This window comes from Streptomyces sp. NPDC091279, from assembly GCF_044757465.1.
Taxonomy (GTDB): domain Bacteria; phylum Actinomycetota; class Actinomycetes; order Streptomycetales; family Streptomycetaceae; genus Streptomyces.
Genome location: NZ_JBIVVA010000003.1, coordinates 32066 through 47911 on the forward strand (window position 1 = coordinate 32066; position 15846 = coordinate 47911).

At 71.2% G+C, this 15846-nt stretch carries 15 protein-coding genes; 3 read left to right on the plus strand and 12 right to left on the minus strand.

The window, feature by feature from the left end; translation table 11 throughout:
• Window positions 1–46: 46 nt before the first annotated feature.
• The gene (locus ACIQOU_RS07455) at window positions 47–787 is read right to left on the minus strand and encodes a M23 family metallopeptidase (RefSeq protein WP_401534783.1); all 741 of its coding nucleotides are present in this window, start codon (window positions 785–787) and stop codon (window positions 47–49) included.
• 472 nt (window positions 788–1259) lie between these two features.
• Here ACIQOU_RS07455 and ACIQOU_RS07460 point away from each other — a divergent pair, with 472 nt between their 5' ends.
• The gene (locus ACIQOU_RS07460) at window positions 1260–1871 is read left to right on the plus strand and encodes an HAD family acid phosphatase (RefSeq protein ID WP_401534785.1); all 612 of its coding nucleotides are present in this window, start codon (window positions 1260–1262) and stop codon (window positions 1869–1871) included.
• Between the two features lie 92 nt (window positions 1872–1963).
• On the opposite strand, the gene ACIQOU_RS07465 is transcribed toward ACIQOU_RS07460, so the two are convergent.
• Window positions 1964–4489, minus strand: a complete 2526-nt coding sequence (locus ACIQOU_RS07465) for an ATP-dependent Clp protease ATP-binding subunit (protein WP_401534787.1) — start codon at window positions 4487–4489, stop codon at window positions 1964–1966.
• Window positions 4490–4931: 442 nt separating this feature from the next.
• Here ACIQOU_RS07465 and ACIQOU_RS07470 point away from each other — a divergent pair, with 442 nt between their 5' ends.
• A complete protein-coding gene (locus tag ACIQOU_RS07470) occupies window positions 4932–5573 on the plus strand; it encodes an SCO3374 family protein (RefSeq protein WP_401534789.1) in 642 nt (213 codons plus the stop codon).
• Window positions 5574–5623: 50 nt separating this feature from the next.
• On the opposite strand, the gene ACIQOU_RS07475 is transcribed toward ACIQOU_RS07470, so the two are convergent.
• The 10 genes from ACIQOU_RS07475 to ACIQOU_RS07520 form a co-directional block, all read right to left on the minus strand.
• Window positions 5624–5959, minus strand: a complete 336-nt coding sequence (locus ACIQOU_RS07475; protein ID WP_401534791.1) for an Lsr2 family protein — start codon at window positions 5957–5959, stop codon at window positions 5624–5626.
• Window positions 5960–6185: 226 nt separating this feature from the next.
• Window positions 6186–6728 (minus strand): amino-acid N-acetyltransferase, encoded by a 543-nt coding sequence (locus ACIQOU_RS07480; RefSeq protein ID WP_401534794.1) that lies wholly within the window; start codon window positions 6726–6728, stop codon window positions 6186–6188.
• Between the two features lie 9 nt (window positions 6729–6737).
• Window positions 6738–7157, minus strand: coding sequence for a BlaI/MecI/CopY family transcriptional regulator (locus ACIQOU_RS07485; RefSeq protein ID WP_401534796.1), 420 nt, complete (start codon window positions 7155–7157; stop codon window positions 6738–6740).
• Window positions 7158–7285: 128 nt separating this feature from the next.
• Entirely contained in the window at window positions 7286–7465 is a 180-nt protein-coding gene (locus ACIQOU_RS07490; RefSeq protein WP_401534799.1) for a hypothetical protein, read from the minus strand.
• Between the two features lie 191 nt (window positions 7466–7656).
• Complete coding sequence (locus ACIQOU_RS07495; RefSeq protein WP_401535784.1) at window positions 7657–8331, minus strand: hypothetical protein; 675 nt, start codon at window positions 8329–8331, stop codon at window positions 7657–7659.
• Window positions 8332–8491: 160 nt separating this feature from the next.
• Window positions 8492–9289 (minus strand): type III pantothenate kinase, encoded by a 798-nt coding sequence (locus tag ACIQOU_RS07500; protein ID WP_401534801.1) that lies wholly within the window; start codon window positions 9287–9289, stop codon window positions 8492–8494.
• Window positions 9290–9294: 5 nt separating this feature from the next.
• The gene (nadC, locus tag ACIQOU_RS07505; protein ID WP_401534803.1) at window positions 9295–10290 is read right to left on the minus strand and encodes a carboxylating nicotinate-nucleotide diphosphorylase; all 996 of its coding nucleotides are present in this window, start codon (window positions 10288–10290) and stop codon (window positions 9295–9297) included.
• 5 nt (window positions 10291–10295) lie between these two features.
• Window positions 10296–12008, minus strand: coding sequence for an L-aspartate oxidase (locus ACIQOU_RS07510; protein ID WP_401534805.1), 1713 nt, complete (start codon window positions 12006–12008; stop codon window positions 10296–10298).
• Window positions 12005–12997 carry a pantoate--beta-alanine ligase gene (gene panC, locus ACIQOU_RS07515; RefSeq protein WP_401534807.1) on the minus strand — a complete coding sequence of 331 codons (993 nt, stop codon included), beginning with the start codon at window positions 12995–12997 and terminating at the stop codon, window positions 12005–12007. Before panC ends, ACIQOU_RS07510 begins: the two co-directional genes overlap by 4 nt.
• Before the next feature lie 184 nt (window positions 12998–13181).
• Window positions 13182–14117: a Rossmann-like and DUF2520 domain-containing protein gene (locus ACIQOU_RS07520; protein ID WP_401534809.1), complete on the minus strand. Its 936-nt coding sequence runs from the start codon at window positions 14115–14117 to the stop codon at window positions 13182–13184.
• Window positions 14118–14509: 392 nt separating this feature from the next.
• Between ACIQOU_RS07520 and ACIQOU_RS07525 the strand changes: the two genes are divergently transcribed.
• Window positions 14510–15841, plus strand: coding sequence for a threonine aldolase family protein (locus tag ACIQOU_RS07525; RefSeq protein WP_401534811.1), 1332 nt, complete (start codon window positions 14510–14512; stop codon window positions 15839–15841).
• Window positions 15842–15846: the final 5 nt, after the last annotated feature.

The following is a 15846-nucleotide window of genomic DNA, read 5'->3' on the forward strand; positions in this document are numbered from 1 at the left end:
CGGACGTCTGTCCGGCATCCGTGCAGGCAGCCATGCAGGCCGTCGGTCAGACGCTGACGCCCTGGGTGCGCAGGAAGGCGACCGGGTTGACGGCCGAGCCGTAGTTCGCGGTGGTCCGGATCTCGAAGTGGAGGTGCGGACCGCTGGAGTTGCCGGTGGAGCCGGAGAGCGCGATGTGCTGCCCGGTGGAGACGACCTGGCCGACCTTGACGTCGATCCGGGACAGGTGCGCGTACTGCGAGTACGTGCCGTTGGCGTGCTTGATGACAACGGCGTTGCCGTACGCGGGCCCGTCGCCGGCGCCGTTGCCGCCCGCCTTGACGACGGTGCCGCCGTGCGCGGCGCGGACATCGGTGCCGGTGGAGACGGCGAAGTCCTGGCCACTGTGGGTGGACTGCCACATGCCGCCGGCCTGCGCGTAGCTCGCGGAGAGGGTGTAGCTCTTCACCGGCGCGATCCAGGAGGCGTTCTTCTTGGCGGCGGCGGTCTTGGCCGACGTCTTGGCGGCGCTCTTCTTGGCGGCGGCCTTCTTGACTGCGGCCTTCTTGGCGGCGGCCACCTGCGCGCTCTTCTTCGCGGCGGCGCTCTTGGCGGCCTTGGCCTGCGCCTGGGCCTGGGCGGTGACGGCGCTGGCCGTACCGGCCGTGGCGGACACGCCGGTGATGTCGGCGGCGACCGCGACCCCGGCCCCCAGCGCGACCGACACTCCCAGGCCTGCGGCCAGGACGGTCGCACGGGCACGGAGCGTGGACGTGCGGGCGGAACGGGACGGGACGCGCGAAGACATGAAGACCTCATGGGATGGGGGACGAGGAAATCCATCCGGCGCGGACCGCGGGACGCGATCGCCGAATGGACCATCCCTTGGTAACCCGGGACCCCCCGGACCCCAAAACCCTCCAACTACGACGGAAGCTAGTATCTCGCCCCATATCCCCATGGACCTTGACAGGGAATCCATCGGGAATAGACCGGCCGATCACGGCGAAATCCGACGATCGCCCTGCCGTGGCCGCGCGGCCGAGGCCCCCTTCTGCCCGGCCGCCCCACCCGGCAAACCTCACCAGAGCTACTAGACCCGCTAGTACCGGACATATCCCCTGTGCGGCTTGTCACCGGACCCCGCGCCCGGAACCCGCCTCGATGTGACACCGGCCTCTCACTGACTACCACCCGGTAACCCTGTGGTTCCTTTTCAGCCACTCTGCTCGCCCAGCATGCTCCGGACAACGGCATACAGACGTGAGAAGAGGACCCCCATGACGAGCCGACGCCCCTGGGCGCACCGCATCGCCGTGACCGCCGTTTCCGCCTCCGCCTTCCTGGCGCTCGCGGTGCCGGCCCAGGCGGCGACCAGCACCGCCGCTGCCGCCGAGGACGTCGACTACGCGACCTGGCAGAGCGACTGCCAGGCCGTGATGGACCAGGCGCTGCCCTATGTGACGCAGCGGATCTCCGCCGGCAAGTCCGGCGAGAAGCGGGCCATCGTCTTCGACATCGACAACACCACGCTGGAGACCGACTTCGGGTTCAGCTACCCGCAGCCCGCCAACAAGCCGGTCCTGAACGTCGCCGAGTACGCCCAGCAGCACGGCGTCGCCCTCTTCTTCGTCACCGCGCGCCCTGGCCTGATCGCCGCGCCCACCGAGTGGAACCTGAAGCACGACGGCTACGAGGTCTCCGGTCTCTACGTCCGCGGCGTGTCCGACCTGTTCAAGGACGTCGCCGCGTACAAGACCGCGCAGCGCGTCGCCATCGAGAACAAGGGCTACACGATCATCGCCAACATCGGTAACAGCGCCTCCGACCTGTCGGGCGGCCACGCCGAGAAGACGTTCAAGCTGCCGGACTACGACGGCCAGCTCTCGTAACCCGCGACACGCCATACGGAAGGGGCCGGTGCTCGAAAGCACCGGCCCCTTCTGTTCTGCCGTTCTGTCCGGCTCAGCGTGTCCCTAGCGGGTCACGCCTCCTTGCTCAGGTTGGGTCCGGCACCGCCGGCCGCCTGCTCGATCGGCGGGACGTCGGGCAGGGCCGCCTTCTCCGCACCCCGGAAGGTGAAGGTCTGGGCCTCGCCCTCGCCCTCCGTGTCGACGACCACGATGTGACCGGGGCGCAGCTCGCCGAAGAGGATCTTCTCCGACAGCGTGTCCTCGATCTCGCGCTGGATCGTGCGCCGCAGCGGACGCGCGCCCAGCACCGGGTCGTACCCCTTCTTGGACAGCAGCTCCTTCGCCGACGAGGACAGCTCAAGACCCATGTCCCGGTCCTTGAGGCGCTCGTCCACCTTGCCCACCATCAGGTCGACGATCCGCAGGATGTCGGCCTGGGTGAGCTGCGGGAAGACGACGACGTCGTCGACGCGGTTGAGGAACTCGGGGCGGAAGTGCTGCTTCAGCTCGTCCGACACCTTGTTCTTCATGCGCTCGTAGTTGGTCTTCGTGTCGCCGGAGGCGGCGAAGCCCAGGTTGAAGCCCTTGGAGATGTCCCGCGTGCCGAGGTTGGTCGTCATGATGATGACCGTGTTCTTGAAGTCCACGACCCGGCCCTGGGAGTCGGTCAGACGACCGTCCTCCAGGATCTGCAACAGCGAGTTGAAGATGTCCGGGTGGGCCTTCTCGACCTCGTCGAACAGGACCACGGAGAACGGCTTGCGGCGGACCTTCTCGGTCAGCTGGCCGCCCTCTTCGTAGCCCACGTAGCCGGGAGGCGAACCGAAGAGCCGCGAGACCGTGTGCTTCTCGCTGAACTCCGACATGTCGAGGGAGATCAGCGCGTCCTCGTCACCGAAGAGGAACTCGGCGAGCGCCTTGGACAGCTCGGTCTTACCGACACCGGACGGGCCGGCGAAGATGAACGAACCACCCGGACGCTTCGGGTCCTTGAGCCCGGCACGCGTACGGCGGATCGCCTTCGACAGCGCCTTGACGGCGTCGACCTGACCGATGACCCGCTTGTGCAGCTCGTCCTCCATGCGCAGCAGACGCGAGGACTCCTCCTCGGTCAGCTTGAAGACCGGGATGCCGGTGGCCGTCGCGAGGACCTCGGCGATCAGCTCGCCGTCGACCTCGGCGACGACGTCCATGTCGCCGGCCTTCCACTCCTTCTCGCGCTTGGCCTTGGCGGCCAGGAGCTGCTTCTCCTTGTCGCGCAGCGAAGCGGCCTTCTCGAAGTCCTGCGAGTCGATCGCGGACTCCTTGTCCCGGCGGACACCGGCGATCTTCTCGTCGAACTCGCGCAGGTCCGGCGGCGCGGTCATCCGGCGGATGCGCATCCTCGACCCGGCCTCGTCGATCAGGTCGATCGCCTTGTCCGGCAGGAAGCGGTCCGAGATGTACCGGTCGGCCAGCGTGGCGGCCTGCACCAGTGCCTCGTCCGTGATGGAGACGCGGTGGTGGGCCTCGTACCGGTCACGCAGACCCTTGAGGATCTCGATCGTGTGCGGCAGCGACGGCTCGGCGACCTGGATGGGCTGGAAACGGCGCTCAAGGGCCGCGTCCTTCTCCAGGTGCTTGCGGTACTCGTCCAGCGTGGTGGCGCCGATGGTCTGGAGCTCACCACGGGCCAGCATCGGCTTGAGGATCGACGCGGCGTCGATGGCGCCCTCGGCGGCACCCGCACCGACCAGCGTGTGCAGCTCGTCGATGAACAGGATGATGTCGCCGCGGGTGCGGATCTCCTTGAGGACCTTCTTCAGGCGCTCCTCGAAGTCACCGCGGTAGCGGGAGCCGGCGACCAGCGCGCCGAGGTCGAGGGTGTAGAGGTGCTTGTCCTTGAGGGTCTCGGGCACCTCGCCCTTGACGATGGCCTGCGCGAGCCCCTCGACGACGGCGGTCTTGCCGACGCCGGGCTCACCGATCAGCACCGGGTTGTTCTTGGTACGGCGGGACAGCACCTGCATGACCCGCTCGATCTCCTTCTCGCGCCCGATGACCGGGTCGAGCTTGGACTCACGAGCGGCCTGGGTGAGGTTCCGGCCGAACTGGTCGAGGACCAGGGACGTCGAGGGCGTGCCCTCGGCAGGGCCGCCCGCGGTGGCGGTCTCCTTGCCCTGGTAGCCGGAGAGCAGCTGGATGACCTGCTGCCGCACCCGGTTGAGGTCGGCACCCAGCTTGACCAGGACCTGGGCGGCGACGCCCTCGCCCTCGCGGATCAGGCCGAGCAGGATGTGCTCCGTGCCGATGTAGTTGTGGCCGAGCTGAAGGGCCTCGCGGAGCGACAGCTCCAGGACCTTCTTGGCACGGGGGGTGAAGGGGATGTGTCCGGACGGGGCCTGCTGGCCCTGGCCGATGATCTCCTCCACCTGCTGGCGGACCGCCTCGAGCGAAATCCCGAGGCTCTCAAGGGCCTTGGCGGCGACACCCTCACCCTCGTGGATCAGGCCCAGGAGGATGTGCTCGGTGCCGATGTAGTTGTGGTTGAGCATCCGGGCTTCTTCCTGAGCCAGGACGACAACCCGCCGCGCGCGGTCGGTGAACCTCTCGAACATCGTTAATCGCTCCTCAGAGCGGTCAGGCAGTGGGGGGAACTTCCCCTCCCTGTCCTTCCGCAGCTTAGTCCCGCAAGCGGGGACCGCTCATTCCAACTGCCGACACCGGACCGAGAACCAACTCTGCCTCCTGACCCCGTACGCCGACATCTGCTCCAACCCGATGGTGCGAGACGATGTTCCCGCAGGCCAGGCAGTTACCCCTGTCTCCAGTACGCCGATGGCGAACGTGAGACGGCTCTTTCTGTGTGTCGCCCCCTCCCACTAGGGATGTCTTACCCGTAGGTACGGACAGTCCACATGCCTCGCGCGCCCGTTCCCTCCGCTATGGGCGAACAACCTCATGTCTTCCCCAGCCCCCACACACCCCTCTGTCGGCACACTGGGCGCTCGACAGGCCACCCAGCGTAACCCGGAGGCCTTTTCGGGCGTTGCGCTTGGCATGGTTGGCAGCCTCCGTCCGCTTCCCCCGCCCTCCGGTACGGATCGCGGCGCGATTCCGCTCCCCCGCCGCCCCCTGAATCCGGACGCCCCTCGTCCTCCCGGTCCGCCTCCGCACGGCCCCGAGGCGGTGCGCCACTGGTACGAGAACGAACTGGGGTGGGCGACGGTGCCCGCCTCCGCCGGATTTCCGGTACGACTTATCGTCGGCCGGGATTTCGACGTTCTGGAGGTGGCGGCCGAGGCGGGCCGGGCGGGGCTGCGTCATCTGGCGCCGGGCTCTCCGGTGGCCGTCCAGGGCGACCGGATGCGGCTGCTGGTGGCCGTGGGCGGCGCCGAGGAGCTGCCGGGGCTCCTTGAGTGGCTGGAGTGGGGCGGGCTGCCGCTCGATCTGACGGCGACCGGGGAGGGCGGCCTCATGGACGCGCCGCCGCCTCCCGGGGCGGGTCCGTGGACCACCGCGCACCGCCCGGACGACCTTCAGGGGGCCGCCGTCTGGATGCGACCCCCCGAGCCTGGATGCGAGGTGGAGGCCTCGCTGCCGGCGATGCCGGCCCTGGGGGGCGGTGGGGACGCCCCCGATCTCGTACGTCTCGTGGACACGGTGGCCACCTGGTGCCACCGTTCGCGGCTGCGGCGCTGATGCGCCCGGCCCCCGGCGTCCAGGCCGTGGACCTCGCCACTCGTCCGTGATCAGCCGTTGGCCTTCTCGTAGGCCTCGCGGATGGACGCGGGAACACGGCCGCGGTCGTTGACCTCGTAGCCGTTCTCCTTCGCCCAGGCGCGGATCTGCGCGGTGTCCTGGCTGCCGCCGGCCGTGACGCGGGCCTTTCCGCGACCACCCGAAGAACGCCCGCCGGTGCGACGGCCGCCCTTCACGTAAGCCTCCAGAAGGCCGCGAAGCTTGTCCGCATTGGCGGTCGTGAGATCAATCTCGTACGTCTTGCCGTCCAACGCGAACGTCACGGTCTCGTCCGCCTCGCCGCCGTCGAGGTCATCGACAAGAAGGACCTGAACCTTCTGTGCCACCGGGATTTCCTTTCATCCATAACGTGAGGGCCGGGGGCCTGCGGCATCCGCCGTTTCGCCGTCCCCTGTTATATGCAGTACAGCAGTACGTCGGAAAGCAAACCGCTTTTGCGGGAAAAACACAAACCCCCCGGAGAGACCGGCAGTCAGGGCCCGGTCCGGAAACATGCGCGTTTCGGACATAGGGAACGTGGGCAGGGCGGCCGGATCGAATACTCCGGGGCGATCACAGATGCAGAAGCATCCGCCTGTTGCCCAAGGTGTTCGGTTTCACCCGTTCGAGACCGAGGAACTCCGCCACACCCTCGTCATAGGAACGCAGCAGCTCCGCGTAGACATCGGTGTCGACCGGTGTCTCACCGATCTCGACGAAGCCGTGCTTGCCGAAGAAGTCGACTTCGAAGGTGAGGCAGAAAACGCGACGAACGCCGAGCCAGCGTGCCGTGTGCAGCAACTTTTCCAGCAACTGGTGCCCTACACCGGCACCCTTCAGGCCGGGCTTCACAGCAAGAGTGCGCACTTCCGCGAGGTCTTCCCACATCACATGCAGGGCACCTGCACCGACCACCTCGGCGTTGTCGTCCCGTTCGGCGACCCAGAACTCCTGGATGTCCTCGTAAAGCGTCACGGTCGCTTTGTCGAGCAGGATACGGTCACGAACGTAGGCGTCCAGGAGACGGCGTACGGCCGTGACATCGCTGGTACGGGCCCGGCGGACGGTGATGGCTTTAGCGCTGACTTCGGCGCGTTCGGGACGTTCGGCTGACATGTGCGGACGCTATCGCTCGGTGTCGTCCCGCGCCGCGCCGGGGTTCTGGTTCTCGTCTTGTGGGGTTTCCGGCCCCTGGACGATGCGTACGGCGTCCCGCAGGGCCTGTCGCTGTTCGTCGCTCATCATCCCGAAGAACGCGACGAGTGCGGCGGCCGGGTTGTCGCTCTGCGACCAGGCGTCGTTCATCAGGGCGGCGGCGTAGGCGGCCCTGGTGGAGACGGCTTCATATCGATAGGCCCGGCCTTCCGCCTCACGGCGCACCCAGCCCTTCTGATGGAGATTGTCCAAAACGGTCATCACCGTGGTGTAGGCGATGGTCCGTTCCTGCTGAAGGTCTTCCAGGACTTCTCGAACAGTCACCGGGCGGTTCCACTTCCACACCCGCGTCATGACCGAGTCTTCGAGTTCTCCCAATGGGCGAGGCACAGCTCCGACAATAGTGGGAGGTCCGGTCATTGACCCGCCGGACGGGCTCGTTCAGCGGCAAACAGCATCAAAAAGGGGCGTACGGCCCGGGAAACACCGGTGTCGCACGCCCTCGGGGCCCGCCGGCCTCAGCCGCCGTCGGTGGCGCCGGCCTGCCGGGTGCTCTCGGCGCGGGCGAGCGCGGCGTCGACGGCCGCGTCCTCCTTGGCCTTCATGGCGCCGCCCTGGGTCTTCACGATCACCCTGATCAGACCGATGAAGAACACGGCCATGACGACCGGGGGCACAAGCGCGGAGACGTAGTCCATGGGCCCAGAGTAGCCACGGGGGCGGGGTGGTCCGGGATGGGGGTCGGGGGATTTGGGACCCGGCGGGCGGAACCTTTTCCGAATCCTGGCCACCGGAATCCAGCCTTGGGCAGAACTTCTCATCGAATTCGAAGGGGGCGAAGGCGGCCCGACCGGCCGTCTTCGCCCCCTTCTTTCGAACGTTGTTCGGTTCAGCCGGCCGCCAACTCGCGCGATGACGACGTGGCCGAGGGGGCCGGTTTGCGGCGCGGCGGAAAGACCTCGCCCGGGGTGGGGATGGGCCGGGACGGTTTCTCCGGGGCCGGATTCGGGGTCGGGGTCGGAGTCGGGGTCGGCGCGGGGGCGGGCGGCGCCGGTCGACGCGCGGGCCGGTCGGCGGGGCGCCGGGCGGGGGTCTCCTCCGCGTCGTCGCCCGACATGGCCGACAGGCCGCCTGGAAGGGCCGTGAGGCGCGTGCGGGACGCGGGGACGGTCGGGGCGGCCTGCCGGGTCGTCGCGCGCGCCAGACGGGCCCTCACGTCCTGCTCGGCGGCGGCCTGGCAGTGGTCGAGCAGTGCCGCCGCGATCGGGTTGCCGCGCAGGGCCCGCAGGGCGGCGAGGTCGTCGGCGCCGGGCCGGTACCCGGCGCGCAGCGCCTCCTCAAGGAGGGTGAGGAAGCCGGCGGCGGTGCCGGGGAGCGCGGCGCGGTAGCGGGCGAGGTCGGCCAGCAGGAAGGCGCGCAGTCTGACGCCCTCGCACATCGCCTCGTCGAGGGACTCGGCGAGCCGGTGGCAGTCCTGGACGTCCTCGGCCGAGGCGGGGGCGGGGTTCAGGGCGAGGGCGAGCGCGCGGCGGAGCACACGCAGCTCCGCCGCGCCGAACGCCATGCCGCCGCGAGATCCGTATGGCGTGGGCATGCGGCGACGATACGCGCTAATCAGACAAACTCGACATAGGGGGCGGGTGTGGCGCACCTGGGGCCACCCGGTTGCGCCCGTGGCCCCGGGCACACCCCTTCCGTCCCGTCCGTCCCGTCCGTCCCGTCCGTCACATCCGTGACACGTTCCGCTCGTACACCAGGCGCAGCCCGACCAGCGTCAGCCACGGTTCGTGCTCGTCGATCACCGTCGCCTCGCCGAGCACCATCGGCGCGAGGCCGCCGGTCGCGATGACGGTGACCTCGTCCGGGTCGTCGGCCAGCTCGCGGGCCATCCGGGTCACCACGCCGTCGACCTGTCCCGCGAAGCCGAAGATGATGCCGGCCTGCATGGCCTCGACGGTGTTCTTGCCGATCACACTGCGCGGCCGGGCCACCTCGATCTTGCGCAGCTGCGCGCCCCGGACGCCGAGCGCCTCGACGGAGATCTCGATGCCGGGCGCGATCACCCCGCCGACGTACTCCCCGCGCGCGCTGACCGCGTCGAACGTCGTCGCCGTACCGAAGTCGACGACGATCGCGGGGCCGCCGTACAGCTCGACGGCGGCGACCGAGTTGATGATGCGGTCGGCGCCGACCTCCTTGGGGTTGTCGGTGAGGATCGGCACGCCCGTCTTGACGCCGGGTTCGACGAGGACGGCGGGCACGTCGCCGTAGTAGCGGCGGGTGACCTCGCGCAGCTCGTGCAGGACGGACGGCACGGTGGCGCAGATGGCGATGCCGTCGATGCCGTCGCCGAGTTCCTCGCCGAGCAGCGGGTGCATGCCCATCAGGCCCTGGAGGAGGACGGCGAGTTCGTCGGCGGTGCGGCGGGCATCCGTGGAGATGCGCCAGTGTTCGACGATGTCCTCGCCGTCGAACAGACCGAGGACCGTGTGCGTGTTCCCCACGTCGATCGTGAGCAGCATGCCGGTTACTCCGCCGCGCGCAGGTCCAGGCCGATGTCCAGGATCGGCGAGGAGTGGGTCAGGGCGCCTACGGCGAGGTAGTCGACGCCGGTGGCGGCGTACGCGGCGGCGTTGTCCAGGGTGAGCCGTCCGGAGGCCTCCAGGGCGGCGCGGCCGGCGACGATGCCGACCGCCTCTTCGCACTCGCCGGGCGTGAAGTTGTCCAGAAGGATGAGATCGGCGCCCGCGTCGACGACCTCGCGCAGCTGGTGCAGGGTGTCGACCTCGACCTCGATGGGCAGGTCGGGGAACGCCTCCCGGACCGCCTTGAAGGCCTGCGCGACGCCACCGGCGGCGACCACGTGGTTGTCCTTGACCAGGGCCGCGTCGAAGAGCGACATGCGGTGGTTGACGCCGCCGCCGCAGCGCACCGCGTACTTCTCCAGGGCGCGCAGGCCCGGGGTGGTCTTGCGGGTGTCGCGCACCTTCGCGCGCGTGCCGTCCAGCGTGTCCGCCCACGCGCGCGTGGCGGTCGCGATGCCGGAGAGGCGGCACAGCAGGTTGAGGGCGCTGCGCTCGGCGGTGAGCAGGTCACGCGTGCGCGTGGTGACCGACAGGAGCTTCTGTCCGGCCGCCACCCGCTCGCCGTCCTCGACGTGCCGCTCGACCTCGAACTCGTCCGCGCACACCACCGAGACGACGGCCTCGGCGACCCGCAGCCCGGCGACGACGCCCGCCTCGCGCGCGGTGAAGTCGGCGGTGGCGACGGCGTCCTCGGGGATGGTCGCGACGGTGGTCACGTCCACGCCGCCCGCGAGGTCCTCCTGGAGGGCGACGTTGGCGATGTCCTCGACCTCGACGGGGTCGAGACCGGCGTCGGTCAGCAGGTCAGCGAGGGCGGGGTCGAGCCCGCACTCCATGTATTCGGCGTACTCGGCGGATTCGGGATCGCCGCCCGCGCCACAGGCGCAGCCGTCACCGCAGCCGCCGGTCGACGCGAGGGGAAGGTCGGGGGTGCTCACTTCTGTCACTGCTCCTGGGGGCACGGGGACGGCCGGGTAGGGGGGAAGTCTGAGGTGTCCGTGGTGTCCACGGCCAGCGTCCGGTCAGGATTCAGCCGGACAACGATGTGACGGCGCCAGTCGGTGTCGTCGCGCTCGGCGTGGTCCTCGCGCCAGTGGCAGCCGCGCGTCTCCTGGCGCAGCCGGGCCGCCTCGACGAGCACGCGCGCGACCGCGAGGAGGTTGGTGGCCTCCCAGGTGTCGACGCCGGGCTCGGCGGTCTTGCCGTTCTCCTCCAGGGCCTCCCGCGCCTCCGCGTCCAGCCGTTGGAGGCGGCCCGCGGCACGGGCGAGGGAGTCGGCGGAGCGCAGGACACCGGCGCCGTCGGACATGATCCGCTGCACGGCGAGGCGGGTCTCGGGGGCGAGCAGCGGGTGGGCGGGCGGTTCGGGGCGGGCGGGGTGCTCGACGGGTACGCGTGCGTGGCGGCCGTCGGCGGCGATGTCGGCGGCGATGCGCTCCGCGTAGACGAGGCCTTCGAGGAGGGAGTTGGAGGCGAGCCGGTTGGCGCCGTGCACGCCGGTGCAGGCGACCTCGCCGCACGCGTACAGGCCCGGCACGGTGGTGCGGCCCCGGGCGTCGGTGCGGACGCCTCCGGAGGCGTAGTGGGCGGCCGGGGAGACCGGGACCGGGGCGGTGACCGGGTCGATGCCGTGGGCGCGGCAGGCGGCCAGGATCGTCGGGAACCGCCGCTCCCACATGGCGGCGCCGAAGTGCCGGGCGTCCAGGAACATGTGGTCGGCGCCCTGTTCGCGCATCCGGCGCATGATGCCCTTGGCGACGATGTCCCGGGGCGCCAGCTCGGCCAGCTCGTGCTGGCCCACCATGAAGCGCACGCCGTCCGCGTCGACGAGGTGGGCGCCCTCGCCCCGGACCGCCTCGGAGACCAGCGGCTGCTGTCCCTCGGCGTCGGCCCCGAGGAACAGCACCGTCGGGTGGAACTGCACGAACTCCAGGTCGGAGACCTCCGCGCCGGCCCGCAGCGCGAGCGCCACGCCGTCGCCCGTGGACACCGACGGGTTGGTCGTCGCGGCGAACACCTGGCCCATGCCGCCGGTCGCGAGGACCACCGCGGGCGCGTGCACCGCGCCCACGCCGTCGTGCTGCCCCTCACCCATGACGTGCAGCGACACGCCCGCCGTATGACCCTCGGCGTCGGTCAGCAGGTCCAGGACGAGCGCGTTCTCGATGGTGCGCAGCCCCCGCGCGCGGACGGCCTCGACGAGCGCCCGGGAGATCTCGGCGCCGGTCGCGTCGCCGCCCGCGTGGGCGATCCGGCGCCGGTGGTGGCCGCCCTCGCGGGTCAGCTGGAGTCCTCCTTCGGAGGACTCGTCGAAGTGGGCGCCGGTGTCGATGAGCCGGCGCACGGCGTGCGGTCCCTCGGTGACGAGGAGCCGTACGGCCTCCTCGTCGCACAGGCCCGCGCCCGCCACCAGCGTGTCGTCCAGGTGCTGTTCGGGCGTGTCGCCCTCGCCCAGGGCCGCGGCGATGCCGCCCTGCGCCCAGCGGGTGGAGCCGTCGTCGAGGCGCGCCTTGGTGACGACGACGGTGCGCAGCCCGGCCGCCTCGCAGCGCAGGGCGGCGGTGAGGCCCGCGACGCCGGAGCCGACGACGACCACGTCCGCGGCGATGGACCAGCCCGGGGCGGGCGCGTGCAGACGTATGCCTGTGCTGGTCACGGGGCGGCTCCGAAGGTCAGCGGGAGGTTGTCGAGCAGCCGGGTCGTGCCGACCCGGGCGGCGACGGCGAGGACGGCCTCGCCGGTGAAGTCGTCCCCGATCTCGGTGAAGTCGGCCGGGTCGACGAGCGCCAGGTAGTCCAGGACCAACGGCGGGTTGGCCCGGGCGGCGTCGTCCAATGCGAGCCGGGCCGCGGCGCGCACGGCGGCGGGAGCGCCCGGCAGGGCCTTCGCGACGGCGTGCGTGTCGGCGGCTGCGCGGGACTCGCCGAGCGCGCTGAGGGCCTGCGCACGCGCGTGCGTGGCGGGCACTTCGCGGGCCCGCGCGCGCAGCGCCTCCTGCGCCGCGTGCCGGTCCCGGCCGGCGAACAGCGCGCGGGACAGCGCGAGCGCGGTGCGCCGTTCGGAGGGCGTGAGGTAGCGGTTGCGGCTGGACAGGGCGAGGCCGTCCGGCTCGCGCACGGTGGGCACGCCGACGATCTCGACGCCGAAGTTCAGGTCCCGCGCCATGCGGCGGATCAGGGCGAGCTGCTGGGCGTCCTTCTGCCCGAACAGGGCGGCGTCGGGCCGGGTGAGGTGCAGCAGCTTGCCGACGACCGTGAGGACGCCGTCGAAGTGCCCGGGGCGCGTGGCACCCTCCAGGCGCTCCCCCATCGGGCCCGCGCTGATCCTGACCTGCGGCTCGCCGCCCGGGTACACCTCGTCGACGGAGGGCGCGAACACGGCGTCCGCACCGGCCTGTTCGGCGATCTTGACGTCGGCGTCGAGGGTGCGCGGATACCGGTCGAGATCCTCACCGGCCCCGAACTGAAGGGGGTTCACAAAGACGGTGACGACGACCTCGCCGTCCGGCCCGACGATCCCGCGCGCGGTCCGCACCAGAGTGGCGTGCCCTTCATGCAGCGCACCCATGGTCATGACAACAGCCCGCCGCCCCACCCGCGCCCGCGCGTGCAACTCCCCGGCAGTACGCACCAGAACGGCACTCATCGCACACCCCCTCCCGCGTGCGTACCTGCGGGCAGGGCATCGGCGGCGTCGATCGGACCGGCCGCGGTTCCACGCGAGGTGTCCGGGGTCGGCTGGTGGCCTGTGTGGGTGCGCGCGTGGCTCACCCGAGCCGGGTTCCGGCGGCCCGTGTGCACGGTGTCTATGGAGCGTGACACGGCGTTGTTCATCGGGTGTCTCCCTCGGCTCCGGTTCCGGTGCCTTCGTCGGCGAGTACCCCGAGGAGGTCTTCGGCCAGCTCCGGCTTCAGGAGGCCGTGGGCGAGCGCGCGGTCGGCCGTCGCCCGGGCCATCGCCAGGTACCCGGCGACGGTCTGCGGTGCGTGCGTGCGCAGCTCCGTGATGTGCGCGGCGACCGTGCCGGCGTCCCCGCGCGCGACCGGCCCCGTCAGCGCCCCGTCGCCGGAACGCAGGGCGTTGTCCAGAGCCGCGCCGAGCAGCGGCCCGAGCATCCGCGCGGGGGACTCGACCCCGGCCTCGCGCAGCAGCTCCATGGACTGCGCGACCAGCGTCACCAGGTGGTTGGCGCCCAGGGCGAGGGCCGCGTGGTAGAGCGGGCGGTGCTCCTCGGCGATCCATTCGGGCTCGCCGCCCATCTCGACGACGAGAGCCTCGGCGGCCAGCCGCAGCTCCTCGGGCGCGGTGACGCCGAACGAACAGCCGGCGAGGCGCTGGACGTCCACGGGCGTGCCGGTGAACGTCATCGCCGGGTGCAGCGCGAGCGGCAGCGCGCCCGCCCGCAGCGCCGGGTGCAGCACGCGTGCGCCGTACCGTCCCGAGGTGTGCACGAGCAGCTGGCCCGGGCGGACGGCGCCGGTCTCGGCGAGGCCCTCCACGAGCCCGGGCAGGGTGTCGTCCGGGACGGTGAGCAGGACCAGCTCGGCACGGGCCATGACCTCGGCGGGCGGCACCACGGGCACGTCCGGCAGCAGCTGCGCGGCACGGCGCCTGGAGGCGTCGGAGACCGCGGAGACGGCGACCGGACGGTGTCCGGCGAGCTGGAGGGACGCGGCGAGGGCGGGGCCCACCCGACCGGCGCCGACGACGCCGACGGTGAGCCGCGCGGGGCGGTCCCGGGGATCTGGTGGTTGGACTGTACTCACGCGACGGTGGCCTTCCCGTTCCAGTCCGCACTGGGTACCGGACGATTTCTCGTCATGTTAACGCGATCTGCGGGACCCGGCCCCGGTTGTCCACAGGCTGTGGGCGGACTCTCGGCACGCGCGCGTACCCGCGAGGAAGCGGGGAACGGGGGGGCGAGCGCGGGGCCGCAACGTATCGCAGGGCGCCCCGGAAGTCCCACGTTGCGCGTGGCCACACACGCGTGGAGAAGCACGGGCCGCGACGACCGTGACGTCGGTGCCTTGGCACGTGGCCACGCACGCGTGGAGAAACAGGGCGCCATCGAGGCAACGATCCTGCCGGGCCGGAGGCGATCGTCCGGGGCCGACATACTCGGGTGCCCGCATCAAGACGCGCGCGGCATGATCCGGGCATGAGCGAACCGGCCGAGCAGACCACGCACCCCACGACTCCCCCAGCCCCCGGGCACCCCGGCCCGCCCGAGAACGGCACGGACATCGAGCAGTCCCGTCAGTCGGAGGAGCGCGCCGACACCGAGCCGGTCGAAGAGGCCACGGCCCCCGAACGGCCCGCCCCACCCCAAGAGGTCACCGCCGACGAGCGGCTCGCGCGTCGTCGGGCACGGCGCCAGGGCGCTCACCGCAGCGCGCGGCGCGTCCTCGCCCGCCCCGGCTATGTGGGCACCCTCCGTGAACGCCTCGCGCTGCTGGACGGCGTGGACAGCGTGTACGACCTGGACGAGCGCGTCGACCTCTATGGCGACGGCGTCGTGGAGGCGCTGGAGGAGAAGGTCGCCGGGCTGCTCGGCACCGAGGCCGCCGCGTTCTTCCCGTCGGGCACGATGGCGCAGCAGGTGGCGTTGCGCTGCTGGGCGGGGCGCACCGGCAACCCGACCGTCGCCCTGCACGCGCTGGCCCACCCCGAGGTGCACGAACGCGGTGCGCTCAGCCAGGTCAGCGGTCTGCGCCCGGTGCGGATCACGAGCGAGCAGCGGATGCCGACCGCAGATGAAGTACGCGACTTCCCGGAGCCGTTCGGGACCCTGATGCTGGAACTGCCGCTGCGGGACGCCGGTTTCGTGCTGCCCTCCTGGCAGGAGCTGACCGAGGTGGTGGCTGCCGCGCGCGAACGGGACGCCGTGGTGCACGTCGACGGGGCCCGCCTGTGGGAGTCGACGGTCCATCTCGGCCGTTCCCTTGAGGAGATCGCGGGCCTCGCGGACAGCGTGTACGTGTCGTTCTACAAGTCGCTCGACGGCTTCGGCGGCGCCGCGCTCGCCGGGCCGAACTCCCTGATGGAGGAGGCCCGGACCTGGCGTCATCGGTACGGAGGCCAGATCTACCAGCAGTTCCCGACGGCGCTGGCGGCCCTGGCGGGTCTGGAACGGGAGCTGCCCCGGCTGCCTTCCTACGTCGCGCACGCGCGCGTGGTCGCCGATGCCCTGCGCGCGGGGTTCGCGGCGGCCGGGGTGCCCTGGTCGCACGTGCACCCCGAGCGCCCGCACACCCATGAGTTCCAGGTCTGGCTGCCCTACGACGCCGAGGTGCTCGCCGAGGCCGCGATCCGGCAGGGCGAGGAGAGCGGGACGCTCCTGTTCACGGACGCCTGGGACGCCAAGGGCCCCGGGCTCGCCGTCACCGAGGTCTCCGTCCGCGCGGAGGGCCTGGAGTGGACGGCCGACGACGTGACGGCGGCCGTCGCCGACTTCGTGGCCCTCCTCGGGGAGGAGACCGGCGCGCGGTAGCGGAC